Origin of the sequence: Streptomyces sp. NBC_00536, from assembly GCF_036346295.1 — a bacterium.
Taxonomy (GTDB): Bacteria; Actinomycetota; Actinomycetes; order Streptomycetales; family Streptomycetaceae; genus Streptomyces.
This window is the reverse complement of record NZ_CP107819.1, coordinates 2,653,786-2,680,484: the sequence shown is the minus strand read 5'-3', so window position 1 is coordinate 2,680,484 and position 26,699 is coordinate 2,653,786. Positions and strand designations below refer to the sequence as shown.

Annotated in this window: 25 protein-coding genes; 19 read left to right on the top strand and 6 right to left on the bottom strand. The window is 72.1% G+C overall.

Annotated features, from left to right (window positions below):
• Nucleotides 1-6 precede the first annotated feature (6 nt).
• The 11 genes from OHS33_RS11655 (at nucleotide 7) to OHS33_RS11605 (ending at nucleotide 9,559) form a co-directional block, all read left to right on the top strand.
• Nucleotides 7-1,098 carry a nitronate monooxygenase gene (locus OHS33_RS11655; protein WP_330330318.1) on the top strand — a complete coding sequence of 364 codons (1,092 nt, stop codon included), beginning with the start codon at nucleotides 7-9 and terminating at the stop codon, nucleotides 1,096-1,098.
• Nucleotides 1,095-1,838 carry a 16S rRNA (uracil(1498)-N(3))-methyltransferase gene (locus tag OHS33_RS11650; protein WP_330330317.1) on the top strand — a complete coding sequence of 248 codons (744 nt, stop codon included), beginning with the start codon at nucleotides 1,095-1,097 and terminating at the stop codon, nucleotides 1,836-1,838. Before OHS33_RS11655 ends, OHS33_RS11650 begins: the two co-directional genes overlap by 4 nt.
• Before the next feature lie 441 nt (nucleotides 1,839-2,279).
• Complete coding sequence (locus OHS33_RS11645) at nucleotides 2,280-2,639, top strand: histidine triad nucleotide-binding protein (protein WP_330330316.1); 360 nt, start codon at nucleotides 2,280-2,282, stop codon at nucleotides 2,637-2,639.
• 2 nt (nucleotides 2,640-2,641) lie between these two features.
• Nucleotides 2,642-3,547: a ribonuclease Z gene (locus tag OHS33_RS11640; RefSeq protein WP_330330315.1), complete on the top strand. Its 906-nt coding sequence runs from the start codon at nucleotides 2,642-2,644 to the stop codon at nucleotides 3,545-3,547.
• 196 nt (nucleotides 3,548-3,743) lie between these two features.
• A complete protein-coding gene (locus tag OHS33_RS11635; protein WP_330330314.1) occupies nucleotides 3,744-4,895 on the top strand; it encodes a carbohydrate kinase family protein in 1,152 nt (383 codons plus the stop codon).
• A 121-nt stretch (nucleotides 4,896-5,016) separates the two neighbouring features.
• Nucleotides 5,017-6,045 (top strand): PhoH family protein, encoded by a 1,029-nt coding sequence (locus tag OHS33_RS11630; protein WP_330330313.1) that lies wholly within the window; start codon nucleotides 5,017-5,019, stop codon nucleotides 6,043-6,045.
• 12 nt (nucleotides 6,046-6,057) lie between these two features.
• Nucleotides 6,058-6,555, top strand: coding sequence for an rRNA maturation RNase YbeY (gene ybeY, locus OHS33_RS11625; protein ID WP_330330312.1), 498 nt, complete (start codon nucleotides 6,058-6,060; stop codon nucleotides 6,553-6,555).
• Complete coding sequence (locus OHS33_RS11620) at nucleotides 6,552-7,856, top strand: hemolysin family protein (RefSeq protein WP_330330311.1); 1,305 nt, start codon at nucleotides 6,552-6,554, stop codon at nucleotides 7,854-7,856. The genes ybeY and OHS33_RS11620 overlap by 4 nt, the downstream gene beginning before the upstream one ends.
• The gene (locus tag OHS33_RS11615) at nucleotides 7,853-8,206 is read left to right on the top strand and encodes an MmcQ/YjbR family DNA-binding protein (protein ID WP_330330310.1); all 354 of its coding nucleotides are present in this window, start codon (nucleotides 7,853-7,855) and stop codon (nucleotides 8,204-8,206) included. The genes OHS33_RS11620 and OHS33_RS11615 overlap by 4 nt, the downstream gene beginning before the upstream one ends.
• Before the next feature lie 154 nt (nucleotides 8,207-8,360).
• A complete protein-coding gene (locus OHS33_RS11610; protein WP_330330309.1) occupies nucleotides 8,361-9,086 on the top strand; it encodes a hypothetical protein in 726 nt (241 codons plus the stop codon).
• 101 nt (nucleotides 9,087-9,187) lie between these two features.
• A complete protein-coding gene (locus OHS33_RS11605; protein ID WP_330330308.1) occupies nucleotides 9,188-9,559 on the top strand; it encodes a cytidine deaminase in 372 nt (123 codons plus the stop codon).
• Between the two features lie 65 nt (nucleotides 9,560-9,624).
• On the opposite strand, the gene OHS33_RS11600 is transcribed toward OHS33_RS11605, so the two are convergent.
• Nucleotides 9,625-10,944 (bottom strand): MFS transporter, encoded by a 1,320-nt coding sequence (locus OHS33_RS11600; RefSeq protein WP_443065284.1) that lies wholly within the window; start codon nucleotides 10,942-10,944, stop codon nucleotides 9,625-9,627.
• An 85-nt stretch (nucleotides 10,945-11,029) separates the two neighbouring features.
• Between OHS33_RS11600 and OHS33_RS11595 the strand changes: the two genes are divergently transcribed.
• From OHS33_RS11595 to era, 3 genes are all read left to right on the top strand, one after another.
• Nucleotides 11,030-12,073 carry a GlxA family transcriptional regulator gene (locus OHS33_RS11595; protein WP_330330307.1) on the top strand — a complete coding sequence of 348 codons (1,044 nt, stop codon included), beginning with the start codon at nucleotides 11,030-11,032 and terminating at the stop codon, nucleotides 12,071-12,073.
• A 139-nt stretch (nucleotides 12,074-12,212) separates the two neighbouring features.
• Nucleotides 12,213-13,514: a beta-xylosidase gene (locus OHS33_RS11590; protein ID WP_330335015.1), complete on the top strand. Its 1,302-nt coding sequence runs from the start codon at nucleotides 12,213-12,215 to the stop codon at nucleotides 13,512-13,514.
• Between the two features lie 932 nt (nucleotides 13,515-14,446).
• The gene (era, locus tag OHS33_RS11585) at nucleotides 14,447-15,397 is read left to right on the top strand and encodes a GTPase Era (protein WP_443065435.1); all 951 of its coding nucleotides are present in this window, start codon (nucleotides 14,447-14,449) and stop codon (nucleotides 15,395-15,397) included.
• Nucleotides 15,398-15,450: 53 nt separating this feature from the next.
• Here the strand turns inward: era and OHS33_RS11580 are convergent, their stop codons facing one another.
• The 4 genes from OHS33_RS11580 to OHS33_RS11565 form a co-directional block, all read right to left on the bottom strand.
• Nucleotides 15,451-16,113, bottom strand: coding sequence for a class I SAM-dependent methyltransferase (locus OHS33_RS11580; protein WP_330330306.1), 663 nt, complete (start codon nucleotides 16,111-16,113; stop codon nucleotides 15,451-15,453).
• Between the two features lie 138 nt (nucleotides 16,114-16,251).
• A complete protein-coding gene (locus tag OHS33_RS11575; RefSeq protein ID WP_330330305.1) occupies nucleotides 16,252-17,085 on the bottom strand; it encodes a GNAT family N-acetyltransferase in 834 nt (277 codons plus the stop codon).
• 27 nt (nucleotides 17,086-17,112) lie between these two features.
• The gene (locus tag OHS33_RS11570) at nucleotides 17,113-17,379 is read right to left on the bottom strand and encodes a protealysin inhibitor emfourin (RefSeq protein WP_330330304.1); all 267 of its coding nucleotides are present in this window, start codon (nucleotides 17,377-17,379) and stop codon (nucleotides 17,113-17,115) included.
• 18 nt (nucleotides 17,380-17,397) lie between these two features.
• Nucleotides 17,398-18,486 (bottom strand): M4 family metallopeptidase, encoded by a 1,089-nt coding sequence (locus OHS33_RS11565; RefSeq protein ID WP_330330303.1) that lies wholly within the window; start codon nucleotides 18,484-18,486, stop codon nucleotides 17,398-17,400.
• A gap of 361 nt (nucleotides 18,487-18,847) precedes the next feature.
• On the opposite strand from OHS33_RS11565, the gene leuA reads away from it, so the two are divergent.
• The 5 genes from leuA (at nucleotide 18,848) to OHS33_RS11540 (ending at nucleotide 26,182) form a co-directional block, all read left to right on the top strand.
• Nucleotides 18,848-20,620 (top strand): 2-isopropylmalate synthase, encoded by a 1,773-nt coding sequence (leuA, locus tag OHS33_RS11560; RefSeq protein ID WP_330330302.1) that lies wholly within the window; start codon nucleotides 18,848-18,850, stop codon nucleotides 20,618-20,620.
• A gap of 257 nt (nucleotides 20,621-20,877) precedes the next feature.
• On the top strand, nucleotides 20,878-21,582 hold the full coding sequence (locus OHS33_RS11555) for a TerB family tellurite resistance protein (RefSeq protein WP_330330301.1): 705 nt from the start codon (nucleotides 20,878-20,880) through the stop codon (nucleotides 21,580-21,582).
• 1,427 nt (nucleotides 21,583-23,009) lie between these two features.
• The gene (locus OHS33_RS11550; protein WP_330330300.1) at nucleotides 23,010-24,494 is read left to right on the top strand and encodes a nucleobase:cation symporter-2 family protein; all 1,485 of its coding nucleotides are present in this window, start codon (nucleotides 23,010-23,012) and stop codon (nucleotides 24,492-24,494) included.
• Nucleotides 24,495-24,596: 102 nt separating this feature from the next.
• Nucleotides 24,597-25,343, top strand: a complete 747-nt coding sequence (gene recO, locus OHS33_RS11545) for a DNA repair protein RecO (RefSeq protein ID WP_330330299.1) — start codon at nucleotides 24,597-24,599, stop codon at nucleotides 25,341-25,343.
• 11 nt (nucleotides 25,344-25,354) lie between these two features.
• Complete coding sequence (locus OHS33_RS11540; RefSeq protein ID WP_330330298.1) at nucleotides 25,355-26,182, top strand: isoprenyl transferase; 828 nt, start codon at nucleotides 25,355-25,357, stop codon at nucleotides 26,180-26,182.
• Between the two features lie 48 nt (nucleotides 26,183-26,230).
• On the opposite strand, the gene OHS33_RS11535 is transcribed toward OHS33_RS11540, so the two are convergent.
• Nucleotides 26,231-26,638: a Fur family transcriptional regulator gene (locus OHS33_RS11535; protein WP_330335013.1), complete on the bottom strand. Its 408-nt coding sequence runs from the start codon at nucleotides 26,636-26,638 to the stop codon at nucleotides 26,231-26,233.
• Nucleotides 26,639-26,699 lie beyond the last annotated feature (61 nt).

The following is a 26,699-nucleotide window of genomic DNA, read 5'->3' as shown; positions in this document are numbered from 1 at the left end:
CTGGGCATGTCCTCCGCACCGAACGGTCTTCACCAGTACCCGATCGTGCAGGCCCCCATGGCGGGCGGCGGATCCTGTCCGCCCCTGGCCGCCGCCGTGTGCGAGGCGGGCGGACTGGGCTTCCTGGCCGGCGGATACAAAACCGCCGACGGCATGTACCAGGAGATCAAACGGCTGCGCGGGCTGACCCGCCGCCCCTTCGGCGTCAACCTCTTCGTACCGCAGACCACTTCGGCCGACCCCGCCGCCGTCGAGGCCTACCGGGGACAGCTCGCGGGCGAGGCGAGCTGGTACGCGGTCTCGATCGCCCCCGAGGACACCGTCGGCACCTGCGACGACGGCTACGACGCCAAACTCGCCATCCTCCTCGAAGACCCGGTCCCCGTGGTCTCCTTCACCTTCGGCTGCCCCCCGGCCGAGGTGCTCACCGCCCTGCGCCGGGGCGGCACCCGCACCGTCGTCACCGTGACCTCCGTCGAGGAGGCCCGTACCGCGCAGAGCGCCGGCGCCGACTCCGTCTGCGTCCAGGGCATCGAAGCGGGCGGCCACCAGGGCACCCACCGCGACGACCCGCACACCGACGGCACGGCGGGCGTCGGCCTGCTGGCACTGGTCGCGCAGGTACGGGAAGCGGTCGCGCTCCCGATCGTCGCGGCGGGCGGCCTCATGCGGGGCTCGCAGATCGCCGCCGTGCTCGCGGCGGGCGCCGAGGCCGCGCAGCTCGGCACGGCCTTCCTGGCCTGCCCCGAGTCCGGCGCCGACCCGCTGCACAAGAAGGCCCTGACCGACCCGCTGTTCGCGCACACGGAACTCACCCGGGCCTTCTCCGGGCGCCCGGCCCGCGGGCTGGTCAACCGGTTCATGCGGGAGCACGGGCCGTACGCGCCCGCCGCCTACCCCCAGGTCCACCACATCACCTCCGGCCTGCGCAAGGCCGCGGCGGCCGCCGGGGACCCGCAGGGCATGGCCCTGTGGGCCGGACAGGGCCACCGGCTGGCCCGGCCGCTGCCCGCCGCGCAGCTGGTGGAAGTACTGGCGGCCGAACTGGCCGAAGCGCAGAGCGCGTTGCAGATGCTGAAAATGAGGAGTGCGTCATGACCGCCCCCGTGTTCGTGGTCGAAGAGGTCCCCGCGGGGCCGGAGTTCGTCCTGGACGGCCCCGAGGGCCGCCACGCCGTGTCCGTGAAGCGACTGGGCCCCGGCGAGGCGTTGGTCCTCGCGGACGGCCGCGGGCGCTGGGCCGAAGCCGTGGTCAAGGCGGCAGAGGGCAAGGACCGGCTGGTGGTCGCGGTCGACTCGGTGCACGAGGAGCCGCCCGCGGACGTACGGATCACCGTGGTCCAGGCGCTGCCGAAGGGGGACCGGGGCGAGCTGGCCGTCGAGACGATGACCGAGACCGGGGTCGACGCGGTCGTGCCGTGGCAGGCCTCGCGGTGCATCACGCAGTGGCGCGGGGAGCGGGGGGCGAAGGCGCTCGGGAAATGGCGGACGACCGCGCGCGAGGCCGGGAAGCAGTCCCGCCGGGTCCGGTTCCCGGAGGTCGCCGAGGCCATGTCCACCAAGCAGGTCGCCGCGCTGCTCGCGGGGGCGGACCTGGGGGTGGTCCTGCACGAGGACCGCGACACGGCGTCGCTGGCGCTGGCGAGCGCCGAACTGCCCTCGACGGGGTCGATCGTGGTCGTGGTCGGGCCCGAGGGCGGGGTCTCACCTGACGAACTCGCCGTGTTCGCGGAGGCGGGGGCCCGGCCGTACCGCCTGGGGCGGTCCGTCCTGCGCACCTCCACCGCAGGCACCGCCGCCGTGGCCGTCCTCCTCTCCCGCACCGGCCGCTGGTCCTGACCCCACGCCCTTGCCGCCGGGCGGGCCGGGTTTGGCCTTGGCTGCGCCGACTCCGGGCCGGGGCGCATCCAGCCTCGCCGGCGTTTGAGGCGCCGCCGGAGGCATGGCCGGGCACCGGCGGCTCAGGTTTCGTTCGGCGGTCCCTGGGTTCGGCCTCCGGCGGGCCCTCAATCGCCGGGCAGGCTGGGATTGGCTGCGGTGCCTCCGGCAGGCCCTCAAACGCCGGGCAGGCTGGATTTGGCTGCGCCGAGTTCGCCCCCCAGGGAGGGTTTGGCTGCGCCGAGTTCGCCGCGGGCAGGGTTTGACTGCGCAGGCTTCGCCCTCCCGGGCTGGGGTCGGCTGCGCCGGCTTCGCCCCCCCGGGCTGGGGTTGGCTGCGCCGGTCTCCGGGGCCGGGGCCGTTACGATGCGGGGAGTCGATCACTGCTATGGAGGCGCCGCAATGGCCGGGGAATCTCAGGCTGACTGCCTGTTCTGCAAGATCGTCAAGGGTGAGATCCCCTCGACCGTCGTCCACGAGACCGAGACGACCCTCGCCTTCCGGGACATAAGCCCCAAGGCGCCGACGCACGTCCTCGTCGTCCCCAAGGTCCACTACCCGGACGCCGCCTCCCTCGCCGCCGCCGAGCCGGCCATCGCCGGTGATGTGCTGCGCGCCGCCGGAGAGGTCGCCGCGCAGGAGAAGGTCGACGGTTCCGGCTACCGGGTCGTGTTCAACACGGGCGCGGGGGCCGGCCAGACCGTCTTCCACGCGCACGCCCACGTCCTCGGCGGCCGCGGCCTCGAATGGCCCCCGGGATAGCCGTGTCCGTACGGGAGTTCGTGGTGCTGGGCACCGCCAGTCAGGTGCCCACCCGCCACCGCAATCACAACGGCTACCTGCTGCGCTGGGACGGCGAGGGCATCCTCTTCGACCCGGGCGAGGGCACACAGCGCCAGATGCTCCGGGCCGGGGTCGCCGCGCACGACATCAACCGGATCTGCGTCACGCACTTCCACGGTGACCACAGCCTCGGCCTCGCCGGGGTGATCCAGCGGATCAACCTCGACCAGGTCCCGCACCCCGTCACCGCGCACTACCCCGCCTCCGGGCAGAAGTTCTTCGACCGGCTGCGCCACGCCACCGCGTACCGCGAGACGGTCCCCCTGGCCGAGGCCCCGGTGGCCGCGGACGGGGTGCTGGCGCACGGGGCGACGTACACGCTGGAGGCCCGGCTGCTCTCGCACCCGGTGGAGTCCTTCGGGTACCGGATCACCGAGCCCGACGGGCGCCGCATGGTGCCCGCGCTCCTGGCCCGCCGCGGGATCAAGGGGCCCGACGTCGGGCGGCTCATGCGCGAAGGCGAGCTGAACGGCGTCACCCTCGACGAGGTCAGCGAGCACAAGCCGGGCCAGCGCTTCGCCTTCGTCATGGACACCCGGCTCTGCCCCGGCGTCGACGCCCTCGCCGAGGGCTGCGACATGCTGGTCATCGAGTCCACGTTCCTGGACGCCGACGAACGCCTCGCCACCGACCACGGACACCTGACGGCCGCCCAGGCCGCCCGGGTCGCCCGCGCGGCCGGGGTCCGCCACCTCGTGCTGACCCACTTCTCGCAGCGCTACACGGACCCGGCCGACTTCGAGCGCGAGGCCCGCGCCGCCGGGTTCGAGGGCGAGCTGACCATCGCGGCCGACCTGATCCGGGTCCCGCTGCCCAAGCGCGGATAGCGGGCCGCCGGGGACCGCGGCAACCGCCCCGGCGCCGCGGGATGAGCGGGGGCCGATATCCATCAAGCGAGCGGAGTTGAGGAACGGGGCGTTCTGGTCGTGATCTGGGACACACTGGGGTTTGCGCCGGCCCGCCCAGGGCAGGGCTGGCAGCTTTCCGGACCCTCCACGCCGCGTACGAAACGGGGAACACGCCGTGACCAGTCGCACCAGCCGTCAGATCGGGAACAGAGCCAGCGGCGAGCAGGTGGACCCGCTCGGTCCGCTCCGCTCCCCCCGTGACCCGGACTGCGACGTCTTCCTGACCGGCACGGTCTTCCTCGACATCATCTTCACCGGCCTCGACTCGGCCCCCGTGCGCGGCACCGAATCCTGGGCCCGCGGCATGGGCTCCAGCCCCGGCGGAGTCGCCAACATGGCGACCGCGCTGGCCCGGCTCGGGCTGCACACCTCGCTCGCCGCCGCCTTCGGCGACGACCACTACGGCGAGTACTGCTGGGACGCGCTGGAGCAGGGCGAGGGCATCGACTTGGCGATGTCGCGCCGGATTCCCGGCTGGCATTCGCCCGTCACCGTCTCGATGGCCTACGAGGGCGAGCGCACGATGGTCTCCCACGGCCACGAGGCACCCCCCGGGGCCGGTTCCGACCCCATCCCGGACTGCCCGCCCCGGGCCAGGGCCGCGGTCGCCTCACTGGCCCCCGGACGCCGCGAGGAGTGGATCGCGGCGGCCGCCCGCCGCGGGGCCCGGGTCTTCGCGGACGTCGGCTGGGACGAGAGCGGGCGCTGGGACCTGGCCGCCCTGCGCGACCTGGACCACTGCGAGGCCTTCCTCCCCAACGCCGCCGAGGCGATGCGGTACACGGGCACGGACTGCCCCCGGGTGGCGGCCCGGGCGCTGGCCGAGCGGGTGCCGATCGCGGTGGTCACCATGGGCGCGCAGGGCTCGTACGCGGTGGACGGCCGGACCGGGGAGAGCGCCGAGGTCCCGGCGATCGAGGTGGAGGCCCTGGACCCCACGGGCGCGGGCGACGTGTACGTGGCGGGCTTCGTCACCGGCACCCTCGCGGGCTGGCCGCTCGCGGACCGGCTCGCCTTCGCGGGGCTGACCGCGGCCCTGTCGGTGCAGGAGTTCGGCGGCTCGCTGTCCGCCCCCGGCTGGCCGGAGGTGGCCCACTGGTGGCACGCCCTGCGGGCGCGGCCCGGCGGGGTCCCCGAGGGGCTGCGGCACTACGGGTTCCTGGACGGGCTGCTCCCCGAGGACGCCGCCGAGGCCGCCGAGGAGGCGCGCAGGGCCGGGGCCAGGCGCCGTGCGGTGCCCACGATCGGGTTCCGCCACTCCGCGTAGCGGGGGCGCCCGGAAATCCCTTCGGGCAACCGGGGGCGGAGTCGTACGCTTGGTAATCCAGAGGGTCGTCGATCGGCGAGACCCCTCGACGGGAGGTATGTGCAGGCCTCAGAGCCGGCCCATGACCCAGACACCGACAGCCCGCACCCCCGCCTTGCCGGGGCAGGCACGAGCCCACTTCACCGTTCCGGCCAAGCACCCGATGGTGACGGTGCTCGGATCGGGTGACGCCCTGCTGCGCGTGATCGAGCGGGCGTTCCCCGCCACCGACATCCACGTGCGGGGCAACCAGGTACGCGCGGTCGGGGAAGCGGCGGAAGTCGCCCTCGTCCAGCGCCTGTTCGACGAGATGATGCTGGTGCTCCGCACCGGACAGCCGATGACGGAGGACGCAGTGGAACGGTCGATCGCGATGCTCCGCGCCAACGGCGCGGGCCCCGAGGGCCAGGGCGGCGACGAGACCCCGGCCGAGGTGCTCACCCAGAACATCCTCTCCAGCCGCGGCCGCACCATCCGTCCCAAGACCCTCAACCAGAAGCGGTACGTCGACGCGATCGACAAGAACACGATCGTCTTCGGCATCGGCCCGGCCGGTACCGGCAAGACCTACCTGGCGATGGCCAAGGCCGTCCAGGCCCTCCAGTCCAAGCAGGTCAGCCGGATCATCCTGACCCGCCCCGCCGTCGAGGCGGGCGAACGCCTCGGCTTCCTGCCCGGCACCCTCTTCGACAAGATCGACCCCTACCTGCGCCCGCTCTACGACGCGCTGCACGACATGATCGACCCCGACTCGATCCCGCGGCTCATGGCGGCGGGCACGATCGAGGTCGCGCCCCTGGCCTATATGCGAGGTCGCACCCTCAATGAGGCATTTGTCGTGCTCGACGAGGCGCAGAACACCACCCCCGAGCAGATGAAGATGTTCCTGACCCGGCTCGGGTTCGACTCGAAGATCGTCGTCACCGGTGACGTGACCCAGGTCGACCTCCCCGGCGGGACCAAGAGCGGTCTGCGGCAGGTCCAGGAGATCCTGGAGGGGGTGCCGGACATCCATTTCGCGCGGCTCACCTCCGAGGATGTCGTCCGGCACAGGCTCGTCGGCCGTATCGTCGACGCGTACGAGCAGTACGACAGCCACAACGGGAAGTAGTCCAGAAGCACCATGTCGATCGACGTCAACAACGAGTCCGGAACCGATGTCGACGAGCAGGCGATCCTCGACATCGCCCGCTACGCGCTCACCCGGATGAGGATCCACCCGCTGGCCGAGCTGTCCGTCATCGTCGTCGACGAGGCGGCGATGGAGCAGCTGCACATCCAGTGGATGGACCTGCCCGGACCCACCGACGTCATGTCCTTCCCGATGGACGAACTGCGTCCGCCGTCGAAGGACGACGAGGAGCCCCCGCAGGGGCTCCTCGGCGACATCGTGCTCTGCCCCGAGGTCGCCAAGAAGCAGGGCGAGGACGCCCCGACGCAGCACTCCATGGACGAGGAGCTCCAGCTCCTCACCGTCCACGGGGTGCTGCACCTGCTCGGCTACGACCACGAGGAGCCCGACGAGAAGGCCGAGATGTTCGGCCTGCAGGCGGCCATCGTGGACGGCTGGCGGGGTGAGCGCGGCATGACCGGCGCCTCTCCCGCCCCCACCGTCTCGTGACCGCCCCCCAGCTGATCACCGGGGCGGTCCTGCTGGTCGTGGTGGCCTGGTTCGCGGCGTGCGCCGAGTCCGGGATCGCCCGCATGTCCAGCTTCCGCGCCGAACAGGCCGTGCGCGAGGGGCGGCGCGGCAGCGCCAAGCTCGCGCAGGTCGCCGCCGACCCGACCCGCTACCTCAATGTGGCCCTGCTGGTGCGGGTCACCTGCGAGATGGCGGCGGGCGTCCTCGTCACCTACGTGTGCCTCGACGCCCTCGGCGACAGCTGGCGGGCGCTGCTCACCGCGATCGCCGTGATGGTGCTGGTCTCCTTCGTCGCGGTGGGCGTCTCGCCCCGGACGATCGGCCGCCAGCACCCGCTGAACACCGCGACCGCGGCGGCGTACGTCCTGGTGCCGCTCGCCCGGGTGATGGGCCCGGTCCCGCAGCTCCTGATCCTCCTCGGCAACGCGCTGACCCCCGGGAAGGGCTTCCGCAAGGGGCCGTTCGCCTCCGAGGCCGAGCTGCGCGCGATGGTGGACCTGGCGGAGAAGGAATCGCTGATCGAGGACGAGGAGCGCCGCATGGTGCACCAGGTCTTCGAACTCGGCGACACCCTGGTGCGCGAGGTGATGGTGCCGCGCACCGACCTGATCTGCATCGAGCGGTACAAGACGATCCGTCAGGCGACCACGCTCGCGCTGCGGTCCGGCTTCTCGCGCATCCCGGTCACCGGGGAGAACGAGGACGACATCGTCGGGGTCGTCTACCTCAAGGACCTGGTCCGCAAGACCCACATCAGCCGCGAGGCCGAGTCCGAGCTGGTCACCACCGCCATGCGCCCGGCGGTCTTCGTGCCCGACACGAAGAACGCGGGCGACCTGCTGCGCGAGATGCAGCAGGTCCGCAACCACGTCGCCGTCGTCATCGACGAGTACGGCGGCACGGCCGGGATCGTCACCATCGAGGACATCCTGGAGGAGATCGTCGGCGAGATCACCGACGAGTACGACCGCGAGCTGCCGCCCGTCGAGGAACTCGGCGACGACCGCTACCGGGTGACGGCCCGTCTGGACATCACCGACCTCGGCGAGCTGTTCGGGGTCGAGGACTTCGACGACGAGGACGTGGAGACGGTCGGCGGACTGCTGGCCAAGGCGCTCGGCCGGGTGCCGATCGCGGGGGCGTCCGCGCTCCAGGAACTGCCCGACGGGCGCTCGTTGCGGCTGACCGCCGAGTCCCCGGCGGGCCGCCGGAACAAGATCGTCACCGTGCTGGTCGAGCCGGTCCGGCCGGAGCCGGCCGCCGGGGAGGAGACCGTATGACCCCCGCCGAGCTGCGTGCCTTCTGCCTCGGATTCAACGCCGCGACCGAGGAGTTCCCCTTCAACCCGGAGACCTCGGTCTTCAAGGTGCTGGGCAAGGTGTTCGCGCTCGCGGCGCTCGACGGGAGCCCGCTCACGGTGAATCTCAAGTGCGAACCGGAGGCCGCGGTGCGGCTGCGCGCCGAGCACGAGGCGATCGTGCCGGGCTGGCACATGAACAAGCGGCACTGGAACACGGTGACCGTGGGCGGCCTTCCGGACGCGATGGTCAGGGAGCTGATCGAGGACTCGTACGACCTGGTGGTGGCGGGGCTGCCGCGGGCGGAGCGGCTGCGGCTCGACCGGCCCTGAGGGCGAGGTCCGGGCCCGCGGGGGCGGGGGCGGACCGGTGGGCGGGACGGCCTGGGAGCAAGGTCACATTTTTTCAGGACCTTCGGATCACCGGAAGTGCTTAATTTACGCTTAGGTTTGCTTCCGCCAAGCAAGATCCGTTCCTGGAGTCCCCGTGCACCGCCGTACCCGATTCGCCGTGGCCGCCGTCGCGGCCGCCTCCTCCCTGCTGTTCACCGCCGCGTGCCAGAACGGGGAGAAGGGTGCGTCGGCCGGATCGTCCACCACGCCCAAGAAGGGCCCCGCGACGCTGACGGCAGACCAGGCCGAGAGCGTGCTGCTGAAGGCGGCGGACCTGTCCGCCGGGTGGAAGGCCGACGAGAACACCGTCATCGACAGCGGTGACCCCAAGACCTACGAGTTCGGCGCCGCCAAGCCGCAGAGCTGCAAGGCGGTCATCGACCTGGTCAACACCGGGCGGCTGCTCACCGACTACAAGATGTCCCGGCAGGTCGTGTTCAGCGATGCCACCGGTCAGAGCCTGATGCTCCAGGACGTCAGCGGCTACGAGCGCGCGGCCGACGCCGAGCGCGCCGTGACCGCGCTGGCCGCGACGGTCAAGGACTGCGGCTCCTTCGAGACCACCTACGAGGGCAAGTCCGCGCTCGCCAAGGCCGAGGTCTTCGAGATCCCGGCCCTCGGCGACCAGTCCACGGGCCTGCGCGTGCAGTTCAAGAACGACGACCACGTCGTGGACCAGGACATCGCGGTGATCCGGGTCGGCGCCGTGATCAGCACCGTCCACAACAACTGGGGCGAGGGAGCGCGCGGGGAGAAGGACTTCGACCGCGCCATCCACAAGGTGGAGACCTCGCTGAAGGCCACCAAGCCGACTGCATAGTCGGCAGCCCCGTGCCGGGGGCCGGGGAGTGGGTATGGAGGGGAGAGCGCCTCGGCGGGGCCGTTGTACGGCCGCGCCGAGGCGCTCCTATGCTTTCCGGCATGACGGACAGCGATCACGACAACGGCGGCGCCGCGCTCGGCCCCGAGGACAGCAAGATCATCACGCTGGCGCGCAGCGCCCGGGCCCGCAACGCGGTGCCCGAGGGGGCGGCGGTGCGGGACGAGACGGGCCGTACGTACGTCGCCGGGACCGTCGAGCTGGAGTCGCTCAAGCTCAGCGCGCTGCGGACCGCCGTCGCGATGGCCGTGGCCAGCGGCGCCCAGTCGCTGGAGGCCGCGGCCGTGGTCAGCGCGGCCGACGGCGTGAGCGAGGCCGACCGGGCGGCCGTCCGCGACCTGGGCGGCGCGGCCACCCCGGTGCTCCTCGCCGCCCCGGACGGCACCCTGAAGTCCACCGTCACGGCGGGCTGAACGGGCTGAACTGGCTGCGCAGAGGCTGAACCCGCGCGGTCCCGGCCCGGCCCCCGGCGGCCCCGTCAGGCCGCGGCCGGGACCGCCGCCGGGCCGGCCGGGTCGCGGCGGCGCCGGATCACCATCGCCATCAGCGCGGCCACCGCGCACAGCGCCCCCGAGGCGTACCAGACCAGGTCGTACGAGCCGAAGACGTCCCGCGCCAGACCGCCGAGGAACGCCACCAGCGCCGCGCCCACCTGGTGCGAGGCCAGTACCCAGCCGAAGACGATCGCGCTGTCCTCGCCGTACTGCTCCCGGCACAGCGCGATCGTGGGCGGCACGGTCGCGACCCAGTCCAGGCCGTAGAAGACGATGAAGAACACCATCGGCGGGTGCACCGAAGGCGCCAGCAGCATGGGCAGGAAGAGCAGCGAGATCCCGCGCAGCGCGTAGTACACCGCCAGCAGGCGGCGCGGCTCGAAGCGGTCGGTGAACCAGCCGGAGGCCACCGTGCCGATCACGTCGAACACGCCGATCACCGCGAGCAGCCCGGCCGCGGCCGTCACCGGCATCCCGTGATCGTGCGCCGCGGGCACGAAGTGCGTCTTGACCAGGCCGTTGGTGGAGGCGCCGCAGATCGCGAAGGTCCCGGAGAGCAGCCAGAAGGGCCCGGTGCGGGCCGCCTTGACGAGCACGGTGAGGGCCCGCCGGGCGGCGCCCGGCACGGGGGCGGGTTTGGGCGCGTACTCCCCGCCGTAAGGGGCGAGCCCCACGTCCGCCGGGTGGTCCCGCAGCAGCAGCCAGACGAACGGTACGACGGCCAGCGCGGCGAGGGCGACGGTGACCGCCGCCGGGCGCCAGCCGTGGTGTTCCACCAGCCAGGCCAGCAGCGGCAGGAAGATCAGCTGGCCGGAGGCGCCCGCCGCGGTCAGGATGCCGGTGACCAGGCCGCGCCGGGCGGTGAACCAGCGGTTGGTCACGGTCGCGGCGAAGGCCAGCGCCATCGAGCCGCTGCCCAGGCCCACCAGGACGCCCCAGAACAGCACCAGTTGCCAGGACGCCGTCATCCACACGGTGGCCGCGGTGCCGCCGGATATCACCGTCAGCGCGACCACCACGACCCGGCGGATGCCGTAGCGGTCCATGAGCGCGGCGGCGAAGGGCGCGGTCAGCCCGTACAGGGCGAGGTTGACCGAGACGGCGAAGCCGATCGTGCCGCGCGACCAGTCGAACTCCTTGTGCAGCGGGTCGAGGAGCAGACCGGGCAGGGAGGCGAAGGCCGCGGCGCCGATGATCGTCACGAAGGTGACGGCGGCGACGGACCAGGCGCGGTGGATCCGCCCGGCGGGGCGCGGGGCCGGTGCGTCGGCGCTGGAGGCGGGGAGGGGTGCTGTCTGGGTCACAGGGACAGCTTCCGGTCCCCGGGGACCGCGATCCAGTGGCCTGAACGACATGCTTCGCTACGATCGGGCCATGAATGATCGGGCCATGACCTCCTCTGCCGCTCTCCCGCCGCAGGACCGGCCCCACCGGGTGGTCGTCCTCGCGCTCACCGGGCTGCTGCCCTTCGAGCTGGGCATCCCGCACCGGATCTTCGGCCGCGCCCACGATCCGGCGGGCCGGCCGCTGTACGAGATCCTCACCTGCGGGCTCGCGCCCGGCCCGGTCCCCACCGACGCCGACTTCGCGATCGACGTCGCGCACGGGCCGCAGCTGCTGGCCACCGCCGACACGGTGGTCGTGCCCGCCTCCTACGAGCTGGGCCCGGTCTACGACGAGGGGCGGCTCACCCCCGAACTCGCCGCCGCCCTCGCGCACGTCCGCCCCGGCACCCGGCTGGTCTCCATCTGCACCGGCGGGTACGTCCTGGCCGCGGCCGGGTACCTCGACGGCCGCCGCGCCACCACCCACTGGGCCTCGGCCGGGCACTTCCAGCGGCTCTTCCCGGCCGTGCTGGTCGATCCGGACGTGCTGTACACGGACGACGGGGACGTGCTGACCTCGGCCGGGGTGGCCGCCGGGATCGACCTCTGCCTGCACATCGTGCGCCGCGACCACGGCGCCGCCGTGGCCAACGACGTGGCCCGGCGCACGGTCGTCCCGCCCCACCGGGAGGGCGGCCAGGCCCAGTTCATCGAGCGGCCGGTGCCGCGGCCGCAGGTCGCCAGCACCACGGCGGCCCGCGCCTGGGTGCTGGACCGGCTGCACGAACCGGTGCGGCTGACCGACCTGGCCCGCCAGGAGGCCATGTCGGTACGGACGTTCACCCGCCGCTTCCGGGAGGAATCCGGGGTCAGCCCCGGCCAGTGGATCGTCATGCAGCGGGTGGAGCGGGCCCGGCAGCTGCTGGAGCGCACGGAGCTGCCGATGGAACAGGTGGCGCGGGAGACGGGGTTCGGCAACGCGCAGTCGCTGCGCAAGCACGTGCGGGCCGCGCTGGGGGTGAGCCCGACGGCGTACCGGCGGACCTTCCGGTCCGGCGGGGCGGGCGGGGCGGGCGGAGCGAAGGGGCGGGAGACTGCCGCTATCTGATGGCCCATCAGTTGCCGTCGGATCGCTCCCTTGACATCTGCCGCCGCCCGCTCGTGAATGGCCCCCTGCCGAGGTGGACAGCGGGGGTGCCGTGGTGCGCAGAGGGACGCGGAGCAGGGGCTGGTCGGCGGCCTTCGGCATGGCCGCCCTCGCCGCCGCGGCGGGCGGCGCGCTCAGCCCGCCGGCCGCCGCCGAGGGCGCGGAACCGGCCCCGGCGGGCCAGGTCGACTTCCCCACGCACTGCGTCCCGCCGCAGCAGGCCGGGCTGCCGCCTGCCGACGGCCCCACCACCGCGGTGCTCACCGTGGACAACCCCGCGCCCCGGGTCGGTGACACCGTCACCGTCACCTACCGGGTGGCCGCCACCCCGGCCGTGAACCCGCTGCCCGCCGACCTGCCCGCCGACGTACTGACCCCCACCGCCGTGATCGTGCTGGCCGGGGCGCAGCAGGGCGAGGTGACCGTGGTCGGCGCCAAACGCAGCGATCCCGTCCCCTCGGGCGCGCTCCTGCCCGCCGTCACCATGACCGGCACCTTCACCGTCACCGCCCCCGGCGAGACCACCTTCGCCCCCGGCGCCTACACCCTGCACACCAGCCACCTGCTCGACCTCGACACCACCTGTACCCCCGCCGAGGGGGGCCGGTCGCCGGTCGCCGGTCGGCTCACGGCGAGCCCGCTCCCGGTGGCCAACCTGCGCGCCGTGGTCCTCGGCGCCGCGTCCGGCGGACCCGGCGCGACGGTCAAGGTCACCGGCACCGGTTTCACCCCGGGCGCGGCCGTCACCGTCAGCGGCCGCGCGGGCGCGGCCCCCACCGCCGACCGGGTCACCGCCACCGCCGACGCGCTGGGCGTGGTCCTGGCCGGCCTGCCGGTCACGGACCGGACGACCACGGCCGTCGTGGCGTACGAGGGCCCGGCCTGGACGGCGGAACGCGGCTCGGGCCCGGGCGCGTACACGGTCATCGCCGACGCCCGGCCGCCCCGGACCGGATCACAGCAGGTGACGGCGACCGTGGAGCCGGGGGCGCTGACGATGACCCAGGCGGGGGAGTCCGTCGTGCTCGGCGCGATCGCCTACGGGGGCGGGGGCGCGGCCCCCGGCCGGATCGGGACGGTCACCGTCAAGGACGCCCGGGGCGGCCCCGCGGGCTGGTCCCTGACCGGCAAGGTCACGGACTTCACGGGCCCGGGCGGGGTCCGGATCCCCGGCGGGAAGCTGCGCTGGACCCCCGTGTGCGTGACGGCGGCCGGAAGCCCGAGCCACTGCGCGGCGGGCAGCGCCGGGGTGGTGGGACCGGAGGGCGCGGTGCTCGCTTCGGCTCCGGACGCCCCGGTGGTGGGCGGGACCTTCACCGTGGACGCGACCGTCACGCTGGAGGTGCCGCCGTACACCCCGCCGGGGGCCTACACGGCCGTCCTGACGCTCACCCTGTCGTGACCGGGGCCCCGCTGCCCCGGGCCCCGGTGCTCTCGCTCCTCGCGGCGGTGCTGGCCGCGATCACCGTCGCGTTCGGGTCCGCCGGGGCGGCCCGGGCCGCCGACGACGGGCAGTGGTCCGTCCTGCCCGTCGCCAACGCGATCGCCCAGCGCCCGTACTTCTACCTCGCCGCCGCGCCCGGCACCACCGTCTCCGACGCCGTCACCGTCACCAACCGCACCCCCGGCCCCCTCACCTTCCGGCTCTACGCCGCCGACGCCCACAACACCGCCCGCGACGGCGGCTTCGCCCCGCGCGGCCCCGAGGAACCCCGGGAGGGCACCGGCGCCTGGACCCGGCTCGCGCAGGACCGCGTCACCGTCCCGGCCGGGGGCGCGGTCAGCGTGCCGTTCACCCTGACCGTCCCCGAACGGGCCGAACCCGGCGATCACCCCGGGGCCGTCGTCGCCCTGGAGGAGCGCCCCGGCGCCGTCGCCCCGGCCGGGGGCATCGGCGTCCAGCGGGCCGTCGCCGCCCGGGTCTACCTCCGGGTCGCCGGGCCGACCGCGCCCGCCCTGGCCGTGGAGGGGCTCGCCGTCACCCGCCAGGGCTCCGGCGCGCAGGTCTCGTACACGCTCCGCAACCTCGGCAACGTCACCCTGCACCCCCGCACCACCCTCACCGCGACCGGAGCCCTCGGCCGCGCCCTGCTCCACCAGGAGGCGAGCGCCCCCGGCGAGCTGCTGCCGGGCCAGCGGGTCCGGCTCACCGCGCACTGGGCGGACCCGCCCGCCCTCGACCGGACCACCGTGACCGTCCGCGCCACGGCCTCCGGGGCCGCCGCCCGGGCCACCGCCTACTACGCCGCGCACCCCTGGCTGGGGACCCCGCTGGCGGGTGCGCTCGCCCTCCTCGCCGTGGCCTGGTCGGCGCTGGGAGCCGCATCGGGGAGAATGGCCCGTATGAGCGATCGTTCCCCCGAGCCCACCGCCCCGCACCGCGCGGGCTTCGCATGCTTCGTCGGCCGCCCCAACGCGGGCAAGTCGACCCTGACCAACGCACTCGTGGGTACCAAGGTCGCGATCACCTCCAACCGGCCGCAGACCACCCGGCACACGGTCCGGGGCATCGTGCACCGCCCCGACGCGCAGCTCGTCCTGGTCGACACCCCCGGCCTGCACAAGCCCCGCACCCTGCTGGGCGAGCGGCTGAACGACGTCGTACGGGCCACCTGGTCCGAGGTCGACGTCATCGGCTTCTGCCTGCCGGCCGACCAGAAGCTCGGCCCCGGCGACAAGTTCATCGCCAAGGAACTCGCGGGGATCAAGAAGACCCCCAAGATCGCCATCGTGACGAAGACCGACCTGGTCGAGTCCAAGGCGCTGGCCGAGCAGCTGCTCGCCATCCACCAGCTCGGCGCCGAGCTGGGCTTCGAGTGGGCCGAGATCGTCCCCGTCTCCGCGGTCGGCGACAGCCAGGTCCAGCTGCTGGCGGACCTGATCGCCCCGCTGCTCCCGGAGAGCCCGCCGCTCTACCCGGAGGGCGACCTCACCGACGAGCCCGAGATGGTGATGGTGGCCGAGCTGATCCGCGAGGCCGCGCTGGAGGGCGTGCGCGACGAGCTGCCGCACTCCATCGCCGTGGTCGTCGAGGAGATGATCCCGCGCGAGAACCGCCCGGCCGACCGCCCGCTGCTGGACATCCACGCGAACGTCTACATCGAGCGGCCGAGCCAGAAGGGCATCATCATCGGCCCGAAGGGCTCGCGCCTGAAGGAGGTCGGGATGAAGTCGCGCAAGCACATCGAGGCGCTGCTCGGCACCCCGGTCTTCCTCGACCTGCACGTGAAGGTCGCGAAGGACTGGCAGCGCGACCCGAAGCAGCTGCGCAAGCTCGGTTTCTGACCCCTCCTGGACGGACTCCGTCCGGCGGGGCCGCCCGCGCCTGCCGCCGGGGCCTACCGCAGCCGCCGTACCTTCACCGCATTGTCCGTCCGGGTCCCGGGCCGGCCGTCAGGCTGGTCCTGGGCCCGTTCGTGTTCCTCGGCCAGGAGCACCTCCCAGGCGCCGTCGGGCAGCTCCAGTTCCGCCACGACCTGCTCCGGCGTCGGGAAGCGGACCTCGGGGCGGTCCTGCTGCCAGTCGGCCCAGCCCGCGTGGCCCACGATCAGCAGGATGCCGCCGGGGGCGACCGAGCCGGCCGCGGTGCGCAGGATCCGCTCGCGCGGGAAGTCGCCGTAGGAGTGCAGGAAGCTCGCCGTGACCAGGTCGAACTCCCCGGCCGGGAACGACTCGGCCAGGTCGTGGCGCTGCCACTCGATCCGGTCGGCCACTCCCGCCTCGGCGGCGTGCGCGGCGCCCCGCTCCAGGGCGACGGCGGAGATGTCCGTGGCGGTGACCCGCCAGCCGTGGTGGGCCAGCCAGACCGCGTCGCCGCCCTCGCCGCTGCCGAGGTCCAGGGCGCGGCCCGGGGTGACGCCCTCGGTCTCGCGGACCAGGATCGCGTTCGCCTTCCCCGACCAGATCCGCTCGCTCTCCTGGTAGCGGGCGTCCCAGTACTCCGCTCCCGTGGCCGTGGCCGTGGCCGTCTCGGGCCGGTGGTCGTGCGTCTGCTCGGGCATGGGGGCCTCTTCCTGCGGTACGGGCGCCGGGCGCCGGGGTGGCTGCCTGCACTCCCGATGCTGCGCCCGCCCCCGCACCGGGGACAAAGTTTGTTGCCGTTCCGGCAAACGCCCCGATGTGTCCCCGGGAGCCGGTGGCTACGCGGTCCCCTCCTCCGGCGGTTCCGCGATCAGGGCCGTGCCCACCCGGCGGAATCCGATCCGCCCGTACATCCGGGCCACGTCCTCGTCGCCCGCCGAGAGGAACACCGTGCGCGCGCCGGCGGCCAGGGCGTCCGCGACCAGGGCCGCCGTCACGCCCTCGGCCAGCCCCTGGCGGCGGGCCGCCGGGAGGGTGCCGACGCCCGCGACCTCGACGGTGGTGCCCACCGGGTTGTACTGGCCCGAGCACAGGACGACGCCGTCGCGCACCGCCGCCGCGAGCCCGGTCTGACCGGAGCCGATCCGCCGCGCCACGTGCGCCCGCCGGGTCCCGCTCGCCGGATCGGCGGCCGCGGCCGCCAGTTCCGCCGGGCCCGCCGCGCCCCGGGCGGTGCCGGGGGCGGCGAAGGCCAGCATCGGGACGGTCACCGCCGCCCGCAGCAGGGGGTCGTCGGCGCCGAGCATCCGGACCTCCGGATGCGGGGGAGTCCGTACCGCGTCCGGGTCCAGAACCATCAGCGGGTGCGCATGGACATGCAGTCCGGCGCCTTCCGCGGCGGCCCGCAGCGAGGGGGTGTTTTCGGCCACCCATTCGAAGGCCTCGGGGACGCCCAGCTCGCGCTGGCGGGCGCGGACCCGTATGACGTCGGCGACGCTGACCTCGGGCGCCGGACCCGGCGCGGTCCCGTCGCCGAGGGCGGGGCGCGCGTAGTAGGGCCAGCCGGTGCCCTCCTGCACGAACAGGGTGAGCGGGCCGAAGCCCTCGGCCCGCGCACCCCCGGTCCGCGGCACGGTGTCGTAGTAACGCTCAAGGTCATCGAGAAGGGTCATCCGGGCATCCAAACAGAAGAGGCCTGGTCAGGCACCCTCTTTGAGGACCCGGATGATCAGTTGGCGCTGGGCGTCGGTGAGGTTCGGGTCCTGGCACAGCACCGTCCGCCCGTCGACCGTGATCCGGTACGAGAACCCGTCCCGGATCCGGTCGGTCGGATGCGGCGGACCCGGACGCAGCGCGAGCTGCGCCAGGGCCTGCCATTCCGCCTCGTCGGGCAGGCCCGAGGTATCGATCTCGACCCGGCGTTCGATGCCCGCGAAGCCGCCCGTCCGCACCACAAGAATCAGCATGGGACCTGTCTACCGGCTCTACGCGGTCGGCACACCCACCTGGGACCAGGCCTTCAGTAGTGCCTCGTGTTCGGCGCCGCCGGACCCGAAGCGGGTGGCCGCGGCGGCCACCGAGAGCCGCGCGAAGGCGGCGAAGTCGGCGTCCTGGGCCAGTTGCCCGCCGGTCAGGGCGTCGTACCAGATCTGCCCGGCCCGCTCCCAAGCCTTGCCGCCGAGTTCGGTGGCGGCCAGGTAGAAGGCGTGGTTGGGGATGCCGGAGTTGATGTGCACCCCGCCGTTGTCCCCGCTGGTCTTGACGTAGCCGTCCATCGTCGCGGGCTGCGGGTCCTTGCCCAGCTCGTCGTCGTCGTACGCCGTGCCGGGCGCCTTCATGGAGCGCAGCGCGACCCCGCTGACGTTCGGCCCGAGCAGCCCGGCGCCGATCAGCCAGTCCGCGTCCTGAGCCGTCTGGTCCAGGGAGTACTGCTTGATGAGCGAGCCGAAGACGTCCGACATCGACTCGTTGAGGGCGCCGGACTGGCCGTAGTACTCCAGGTTGGCCGTGTACTGGGTGACCCCGTGGGTCAGCTCGTGCCCGATCACGTCCACCGAGACGGTGAAGTCGAGGAACAGGTCGCCGTCGCCGTCGCCGAAGACCATCTGGGTGCCGTCCCAGAAGGCGTTGTTGTACTGCTCGCCGTAATGGACGCTGGCGTTCAGGGGCAGGCCCGAACCGTCGATCGAGTGGCGTCCGTACGCCTTCAGGTACAGCTCGAAGGTGGAGCCGAGCCCGGCGTAGGCGCGGTTGACGGAGGCGTCCTTGTGTAGCGGCCCGCCTTCGGCGCGGACCTTCTTCCCGGGCAGCCGGGTGTGGTGCTGGGCGTCGTAGATGGTCCGGTCCGGGGTCTCGGACGCCGGGGTGCCGAGGGCGGCGGTGATGCCGCGGACGGTGTTGAGACGGCGCCGGGTGCGCTGGAGGGCGTCGTGTTCCAGGGTGCGCTGCGCGATGTCGGCGCGGCGGGTGTCCTCGGAGCGGGCGATCCGGTCGAGGACGTGCGGCGGCACGATCGTGCAGAAGACGGGGTGGTGTGTGGAGTGGTGTGCGGGGTGGTGAGGCGTGGCATCCATGGCGGCAATGTGGCACTGGGTCATGCCAGTGTCACTAGCTGCAACCATGATTCATTCGACTGTCTGAAACCTGCCGACCCGGGTTGACGGATCACCCGGACCCCGCGGGGAGGAGGGAGTCATAGCTCACAAGTGGCACAAAACGGACTGCATGGTCTTGCATACTGAACAGGTCCCCGCACAGCCGCACGGCTGGGCTAGGGTTTGGCCATCATGCGTTTTGGGCTGCTTCTCCTTAGCTGCCGCGGCGAGGGCCTGTAGTCGTAGGCCGACCCCCTCCCCGCGGAGTCCGGTGTTGCAGTTTTACTGCCTGTCGGCCGTCCCAGCGAACATCACGTGGACACGCGAGGAGCCCTACGCCATGACTCAGCACACCTTTGCGGGACGACCCACCCCCATCACCAACGCCACGCACACGCAGCGCCCCTCCGGCATGCCGATCCACAAGTACGCCGGCTACGAGCAGGTGGACATCGCCGACCGCACGTGGCCGGACGCCCGCATCACCAAGGCGCCCCGCTGGCTGTCCACGGACCTGCGCGACGGCAACCAGGCCCTGATCGACCCGATGAGCCCCGCCCGCAAGCGTGAGATGTTCGACCTGCTGGTGCGCATGGGCTTCAAGGAGATCGAGGTCGGCTTCCCCTCCTCCGGCGAGACCGACTTCAACTTCGTGCGCTCCATCATCGAAGAGGGCGCCATCCCGGACGACGTCACCATCTCCGTACTGACCCAGGCCCGCGAGGACCTGATCGAGCGGACCGTCGAATCGCTGGTCGGCGCCAAGCGCGCCACCGTGCACCTGTACAACGCCACCGCGCCGACCTTCCGCCGGGTCGTCTTCCGCGGCTCCAAGGAACAGATCAAGCAGATCGCCGTCGACGGCACCCGCCTGGTCATGGACTACGCCGACAAGATCCTGGGCGACGAGACCGTCTTCGGCTACCAGTACAGCCCGGAGATCTTCACCGACACCGAGCTGGACTTCGCCCTGGAGGTCTGCGAGGCCGTCTGTGACGTCTGGCAGCCGGGCGAGGGCCGCGAGATCATCCTGAACCTGCCCGCGACGATCGAGCGCTCCACGCCCTCGACCCACGCGGACCGCTTCGAGTGGATGGCCCGCAACCTGACCCGCCGCCCCTTCGTCTGCATCTCCGTCCATCCCCACAACGACCGCGGCACCGCCGTCGCCGCCGCCGAACTGGCCGTGATGGCCGGCGCCGACCGCGTCGAGGGCTGCCTGTTCGGGCAGGGCGAGCGCACCGGCAACGTCGACCTGGTCACGCTGGGCATGAACCTGTTCTCCCAGGGCGTGGACCCCGAACTGGACTTCTCCCAGATCGACGAGATCCGCCGCACCTCCGAGTACTGCAACCAGATGGAGGTCCACCCGCGCCACCCCTACGCGGGCGACCTGGTCTACACGTCCTTCTCCGGCTCCCACCAGGACGCCATCAAGAAGGGCTTCGACGCCATGGAGGCCGACGCGGCCGCCCAGGGCAAGACCGTCGACGAGATCGAGTGGGCGGTGCCCTACCTGCCGATCGACCCGAAGGACGTCGGCCGCTCCTACGAGGCGGTCATCCGGGTCAACTCGCAGTCCGGCAAGGGCGGGATCGCGTACGTCCTGAAGAACGAGCACAAGCTGGACCTGCCGCGCCGCATGCAGATCGAGTTCTCGCGGATCATCCAGGCCAAGACCGACGCCGAGGGCGGCGAGGTCACGCCGAAGGCGATCTGGTCCATCTTCGAGGACGAGTACCTGCCCAACCATGCGGACGCCGAGGCCCGTTGGGGCCGCATCCAGCTGCGCTCCGGCCAGACGACCACCGACAAGGACGGCACCGACACGCTGACCGTCGAAGCGGTCGTCGACGGCGCCGAGACCGTACTGGAAGGCACCGGCAACGGTCCGATCTCGGCCTTCTTCGCCGCACTGGCCGCCATCGGCATCGACGCCCGCCTGCTGGACTACACCGAGCACACGATGAGCGAGGGCGCCTCCGCGCAGGCCGCCTCGTACATCGAGTGCGCCATCGACGGCCGCGTCCTGTGGGGCATCGGCATCGACGCGAACACCACCCGCGCTTCTCTGAAGGCCGTCATCTCGGCGGTCAACCGCGCGGGACGCTGAAGCTGAGCCACGGCCCCGCCCCTCGCATGCGAGGGGCGGGGCCGTGGTGTATCCGGGGGTGTGTGGGCGGGGTCCCTCGAACGAGGGAGATTCGGGCGGAAATCGAGGGGTATTCCCGGGGTACCGCCGGGGGCGCACTTCGGCCAACTCGCGGACTCGACCGATGTTGTCTTGTCACACGACTGACGCATGCTCACCGATGTGGCTAACATCACGCCAACCCGGCGATGTTGCCGGACCGTTACGGAGGTGCGAACGTGCTGCCAGTTCGGGGCGGGACCGGCCGGAAGCTGTCGGCGTGGGGCATCCGTACCACCTGGAACACCGTGGGCGACGGGGACTTCTTCTGCCCCGGATGCGGCGGTGACCGCAACTACAAGCGGCGGACGGGCCGTCGACGGCTCACCGTCCTCGGCGTGCCGCTGCTGCCGCGCGGCACCGTCGGCCCCGTGGTCGAATGCGCGGCCTGCCGCGACCGCTACGACACCGACGTGCTCGACCACCCGACCACCACCCGGTTCTCCGCGATGCTGCGGGACGCCGTCCACACGGTCACCCTCGCCGTCCTGGCGGCGGGCGGTACGTCCTCGCGCAGCGCCCTGGAGGCCGCTGTGGGCGCCGTACGGGCGGCGGGGTTCCAGGACTGCACGGAGGAGCAGCTGGAGTCCCTGGTCGAGGCGCTGGCCACCGACGAGGGACGGCTGGGCCTCTACGACGGCCCGGAGTGCTGCGGGGCGGCCCTCTCCATCGAGCTCCACGAGGCACTGGAACCCCTGGCCCCGCACCTGGCCGGCCCGGGCCGCGAGTCGCTGCTCCTCCAGGCGGCGCGCATCGCCCTCGCGGACGGCCCGTACATCCCGGCCGAGCGAGAGGTCCTGACCACGGTCGGCGCCGCGCTCCGCCTGGACACGGACGAGGTCGCGAGGCTACTGGCGGGGGTCAGGGCGACGGGGTCCTGGTAGGAAGGGCCCGGCTGGCGCCGGGTGCGGCTTCGCCGCAGAGGGTGCGTTGTGCGCGTCCGGGGTCGGTGGGGTTCCGGGGGCTGCCCGTCAGTTCAACTGTCTCTTCGTGCCGGGTCACGCTGTCAAGGGCGCTCCTTCGTCGCGTCGCTTCGCGATGGCCTTCGGCCACCCTTGACAGCGCGCCCCGTCACGAAAAGCCAAGAACTGTCGGGCGGCCCCCGGGGGAAGGCATGGGGACAGGGGCCCACTTACCGGGGTTCCGGGCGGGTGGGCCAGCGGCCGGGTGCGGCCCAGCCGCGCCCTCCGGGCGAACAGGCAACAGACGACAAGCGCGCGGGCAGATCGCTACACAGTTGCGCTCGGGGAGGCGTCTGCGGGCTGTTTGGGGCTGGGACTTCCGTCAGGCCGAAGTGGAGACAGGTCAGGCGGCCGTCCGCCCCAAAGTGAGGGGTTCAAAGCGCAACAAAAGGGGTGTTTTGGAGGGGTGTTAAGTGTCGGGGGTGGCTTGACCCTGCTCCATGCTCATCTGGCCGAGCTTTCGGCCTTCCCGCACCGCCCACCAGCCTAAAGCGGGCTGCAGACGCCGCTCCCAGAGGAGCGCGTAGCGATATAGGTGCGGCTTGTCGCTTGTCCGCCCGGAGGGCGCGGCTTGGCCGCACCCCGGACCGGGCCCGCCCGTCACCACCCCCGGGTCACGGGTCAGGTCCCCCATGCCTTCCCCCGGGGGCCGCCCGACAGTTCTTGGCTTTTCGTGGGGACGGGATCTGTCAAGGGTGGCCGCAGGCCATCGCGTAGCGACGCGACCGCAGGGAGCGCCCTTGACAGGTCACGGCACCACGAAGAGACAGTTGAACTGGCGGGCAGCCCCCGGAACCTCCCCGACCCCGGACACCCGAAGCCACCGCCCCCCGCGGCGCAGCCGCGCCCCCCTGGGGTAGGTAACAATCCGGCCTCGCGGGTGGCTGAGAGGTGTCGTCAGATGGGTGGAAGTGAACGTTCAGGGGTTGGCGTATCCACCAAGTGGACAGGTGTGCGATCAGGTCTCGATTTGCCGCGCGGAAGCGACGTAGGACGTTTCCGCGCAGGTCGTTGGCCCCCCAGTCGGGTCGCTTAGCTGTCGCGCACCGCAAACCGGCCCCCTGGGCGATCTCCCCGCATACCCTGCCCCGCGCGTGCCCGCCACTGTGGAAACCTCTACAGATGAGTTCTCGAAACCTCAACAATTTGTAGAAGTTGACGATATCTGTGAAGCCCCCCACAGGCGTTCAATTCCGGTCACACGGCGAGGCGCTGCCCGTAACACGGCAAGGCTTCGATTCACGTGAACGCACTGACAACCCTGGCGGATCAACGGGCTCACGACCCACTCCGACCAGGGATAACCAGATCTCCTCTCGCTTACCTACCTCTTGAAGGGCAAGGCAGAGATGGCACGTGTCGCCGCCCGGCTTTCCGCCAACGGAGAGCAGAACACGCACCCGGTCGACGAGGTGCTCCCCCTCCCCAAGCTCGCGCTGTACGGCTTCCAGCACGTACTCGCGTTCTACGCCGGTGCGGTGATCGTTCCGATCATCGTCGGTGGCGCCCTCGGGCTCACCACCGAGCAGCTGGTCTACCTGATCAACGCCGACCTCTTCACCTGCGGCATCGCCTCGATCATCCAGGCGTGGGGCATCGGCCGGATCGGCGCGCGACTGCCGCTGATCCAGGGCGTCACCTTCACCGCGGTGTCCCCGATGATCGCCATCGGTCTCGGGGCGGGCGGCAAGGAGGCGGGCCTGCTCGTCATCTACGGCGCGGTCATCACCGCCGGCCTTGCCACCTTCGCCTTCGCCTGGCTGCCGCCCAAGGCCTTCGGCATGGTCATGCGGCTCTTCCCGCCGGTCGTCACCGGTACGGTCATCACCGTCCTCGGCATCGTGCTGATACCCGTCGGCCTGAACGACGCCGCAGGCGGCCTCGGCAGCCCCGACTTCGGTGACCCGAAGAACTTCGCCTACGCCGGCGGCACGATGCTCTTCATCCTCGTCCTGATGAAGCTCGGCAAGCCGTTCCTCTCCAGCATCGCCATCCTGCTCGGCCTGGTCGGCGGCACCGCGGTCGCGTTCCTGCTCGGTGACGCCAAGTTCGGCGACGTGGGCAAGTCGGACTGGATCGGCATCAGCACCCCGTTCCACTACGGCGCCCCGAAGTTCGAGTGGTTCCCGATCGTCCTGATGCTCATCGTCATGCTGATCACCATGGTCGAGACCACCGGTGACACCTACGCCGTCGGCGACATCGTCGGCAAGAAGGTCGACAGCGAGACGGTGGCCCGCGCCCTGCGTGCCGACGGCGCCGCGACCGCCCTCGGCGGCATCCTCAACTCCTTCCCGTACGTGGCCTTCGCCGAGAACGTCGGCCTGGTCCGGATGACCAAGGTCAAGAGCCGGTTCGTCGTGGTCTCCGCGGGCGTCATCATGATCGTCCTCGGTCTGCTCCCGAAGGCCGCCGCGATCGTCGCCGCCGTCCCGCACGGAGTCCTCGGCGGCGCCGCGACCGTGATGTTCGCGATGGTGGCCCTGGCCGGTATCCAGACCCTGGCCAAGGTGGACCTCAAGGAGGAGAAGAACGCGCTGGTCGTGGGCGTCTCCCTGGCCTTCGCGCTGCTCCCGGCCACGGTTCCGGTGTTCTTCAAGGACCACATGAACTCGGACCTCTCCTCGCTGCTCAACAGCGGTGTGACGCTCGGTGCCACCGCCGCGATCGTCCTGAACCTGATCTTCAATGGTCTGGGCAAGGACGACCCGCACAACGTCTCGGAGGACGACGTTTCGGAGGATGACGCTCCGGCGGCGGACGACGAGGCCACCACGACAGCCATCCCGGCACAGTCGGCCGAGGGCGAGCCCGCCCCGGCGCCGACCGCCTGATCCTCCCAAGGGGTGTCCCCGCCGGGCCTCGTGCCCGGCGGGGGCGCTGCCGTTCCCGCTCCCGTGGCCGTCCTGTCAGTGGGGTACGGGACAATGGAAACCATGAGTCTGTTCCGCGACGACGGCATCGTGCTGCGCACCCAGAAGCTGGGTGAGGCGGACCGCATCATCACGCTCCTGACCCGTGGCCACGGGCGGGTCCGGGCCGTGGCCCGTGGTGTGCGGCGGACCAAGTCGAAGTTCGGCGCCGGGCTGGAACCTTTCTCCCACGCCGACGTGCAGTTCTTCGCCCGCGGCAGCGATCTCGTCAGCCGCAGCCTGCCGCTGTGCACCCAGACCGAGATCATCGCCCCCTACGGCAACGGCATCGTCGTGGACTACGCCCGCTACACCGCGGGCACCGCGATGCTGGAGACCGCCGAGCGGTTCACCGACCAGGAGGGCGAGCCCGCCGTACAGCAGTACCTGCTGCTCGTCGGCGCCCTGCGCACCCTCTCGCGCGGCGAGCACGCGCCGAACCTGATCCTCGACGCCTTCCTGCTGCGCTCGCTGGCCGTCAACGGCTACGCCCCCAGCTTCACGGACTGCGCGAAGTGCGGCATCCACGGCCCCAACCGGCACTTCTCCGTCGCCGCGGGCGGGGTCGTCTGCGGCGACTGCCGGGTGCCCGGCAGCGTCGTACCCTCGTCGGAGGCCATCGGGCTGCTCAGCGCGCTGCTCACCGGTGACTGGGTGCACGCGGACGCCTGCGAGGCGCGCCACGTCCGGGAGGGGAGCGGGCTGGTTTCCGCCTACTTGCACTGGCATCTGGAGCGCGGGCTACGCTCCCTGCGATACGTCGAGAAATAGGAGCTGGACACATGGCACGACGCGGGATCCTGGGACGCAGCCGTCGGGACTACAAGCTTCCGGAGCCGCACCCGTCCGGTGCGCGCCCGCCGAAGATCCCCGGTGAACTGGTCCCGAACCACGTCGCGGTCGTCATGGACGGCAACGGCCGCTGGGCCAAGGAGCGCGGGCTGCCGCGCACCGAGGGCCACAAGGTCGGCGAGGGCGTGGTGCTCGACGTGCTCAAGGGCTGCCTGGAGATGGGCGTCAAGAACCTTTCCCTCTACGCCTTCTCGACGGAGAACTGGAAGCGCTCGCCCGACGAGGTGCGCTTCCTGATGAACTTCAACCGGGACGTCATCCGCCGCCGCCGCGACGAGATGAACGAGCTGGGGATCCGGATCCGCTGGGTCGGCCGCATGCCGAAGATGTGGAAGTCGGTCGTCCAGGAGCTCCAGGTCGCGCAGGAGCAGACCGTCGACAACGACGCGATGACGCTGTACTTCTGCGTGAACTACGGCGGCCGCGCGGAGATCGCGGACGCGGCGCAGGCGATCGCCCGCGACGTGGCGGCGGGCCGCCTCGACCCGTCGAAGGTCAACGAGAAGACCTTCGCGAAGTACATGTACTACCCGGACATGCCGGACGTGGATCTGTTCCTGCGGCCCAGCGGCGAGCAGCGCACGTCCAACTACCTGCTCTGGCAGAGCGCTTACGCCGAGATGGTCTTCCAGGACGTGCTGTGGCCGGACTTCGACCGGCGCAACCTCTGGGCGGCCTGCCTGGAGTACGCACAGCGCGACCGCCGCTTCGGCGGGGCGCTCCCGAACCAGGCGGAGATCCCGGGACAGCCGGGCTGACGGCCGACGGCCGACGCGGCGCCCGCGCGGGCGCCGGGCCGCGGCGGGTCAGCCCGCCGCGGCGCAGTCCGCGCAGGTGCCGAAGATCTCCACGGTGTGGGCGACGTTGACGTAGCCGTGCTCGGCCGCGATCGCATCGGCCCACTTCTCCACCGCCGGGCCCTCCACCTCGACGGCCTTGCCGCACTTGCGGCAGACCAGGTGGTGGTGGTGCTCGCCGGTGGAGCAGCGCCGGTAGACGGATTCGCCGTCGCTGGTGCGCAGGACGTCGACCTCGCCCGCGTCGGCGAGGGACTGCAGGGTGCGGTAGACGGTGGTCAGGCCCACGGAGTCGCCGCGGTGCTTGAGCATGTCGTGCAGTTCCTGGGCGCTGCGGAACTCGTCCACCTCGTCCAGCGCCGCCGCGACGGCTGCGCGCTGCCGGGTCGAGCGCCCTCGTACTGGCGCGGTATTCATCTCGCCAGGGGCAGTCGCCACCGGGTCCTCCTCATATCGGGCCGTCCCGCCATTGTGCCAG

What these genes read in the sequence shown, in the direction of transcription:
- OHS33_RS11655 (WP_330330318.1), top strand. Translation starts at nt 7, where the DNA reads ATGTCCTCCGCACCGAACGGTCTTCACCAGTACCCGATCGTGCAGGCC.
- OHS33_RS11650 (WP_330330317.1), top strand. Translation starts at nt 1,095, where the DNA reads ATGACCGCCCCCGTGTTCGTGGTCGAAGAGGTCCCCGCGGGGCCGGAG.
- OHS33_RS11645 (WP_330330316.1), top strand. Translation starts at nt 2,280, where the DNA reads ATGGCCGGGGAATCTCAGGCTGACTGCCTGTTCTGCAAGATCGTCAAG.
- OHS33_RS11630 (WP_330330313.1), top strand. Translation starts at nt 5,017, where the DNA reads ATGACCCAGACACCGACAGCCCGCACCCCCGCCTTGCCGGGGCAGGCA.
- ybeY (WP_330330312.1), top strand. Translation starts at nt 6,058, where the DNA reads ATGTCGATCGACGTCAACAACGAGTCCGGAACCGATGTCGACGAGCAG.
- OHS33_RS11615 (WP_330330310.1), top strand. Translation starts at nt 7,853, where the DNA reads ATGACCCCCGCCGAGCTGCGTGCCTTCTGCCTCGGATTCAACGCCGCG.
- OHS33_RS11605 (WP_330330308.1), top strand. Translation starts at nt 9,188, where the DNA reads ATGACGGACAGCGATCACGACAACGGCGGCGCCGCGCTCGGCCCCGAG.
- OHS33_RS11595 (WP_330330307.1), top strand. Translation starts at nt 11,030, where the DNA reads ATGACCTCCTCTGCCGCTCTCCCGCCGCAGGACCGGCCCCACCGGGTG.
- OHS33_RS11590 (WP_330335015.1), top strand. Translation starts at nt 12,213, where the DNA reads ATGGCCGCCCTCGCCGCCGCGGCGGGCGGCGCGCTCAGCCCGCCGGCC.
- era (WP_443065435.1), top strand. Translation starts at nt 14,447, where the DNA reads ATGGCCCGTATGAGCGATCGTTCCCCCGAGCCCACCGCCCCGCACCGC.
- OHS33_RS11580 (WP_330330306.1), bottom strand. Translation starts at nt 16,113, where the DNA reads ATGCCCGAGCAGACGCACGACCACCGGCCCGAGACGGCCACGGCCACG.
- OHS33_RS11575 (WP_330330305.1), bottom strand. Translation starts at nt 17,085, where the DNA reads ATGACCCTTCTCGATGACCTTGAGCGTTACTACGACACCGTGCCGCGG.
- OHS33_RS11570 (WP_330330304.1), bottom strand. Translation starts at nt 17,379, where the DNA reads ATGCTGATTCTTGTGGTGCGGACGGGCGGCTTCGCGGGCATCGAACGC.
- OHS33_RS11565 (WP_330330303.1), bottom strand. Translation starts at nt 18,486, where the DNA reads ATGGATGCCACGCCTCACCACCCCGCACACCACTCCACACACCACCCC.
- leuA (WP_330330302.1), top strand. Translation starts at nt 18,848, where the DNA reads ATGACTCAGCACACCTTTGCGGGACGACCCACCCCCATCACCAACGCC.
- OHS33_RS11550 (WP_330330300.1), top strand. Translation starts at nt 23,010, where the DNA reads ATGGCACGTGTCGCCGCCCGGCTTTCCGCCAACGGAGAGCAGAACACG.
- recO (WP_330330299.1), top strand. Translation starts at nt 24,597, where the DNA reads ATGAGTCTGTTCCGCGACGACGGCATCGTGCTGCGCACCCAGAAGCTG.
- OHS33_RS11540 (WP_330330298.1), top strand. Translation starts at nt 25,355, where the DNA reads ATGGCACGACGCGGGATCCTGGGACGCAGCCGTCGGGACTACAAGCTT.
- OHS33_RS11535 (WP_330335013.1), bottom strand. Translation starts at nt 26,638, where the DNA reads ATGAATACCGCGCCAGTACGAGGGCGCTCGACCCGGCAGCGCGCAGCC.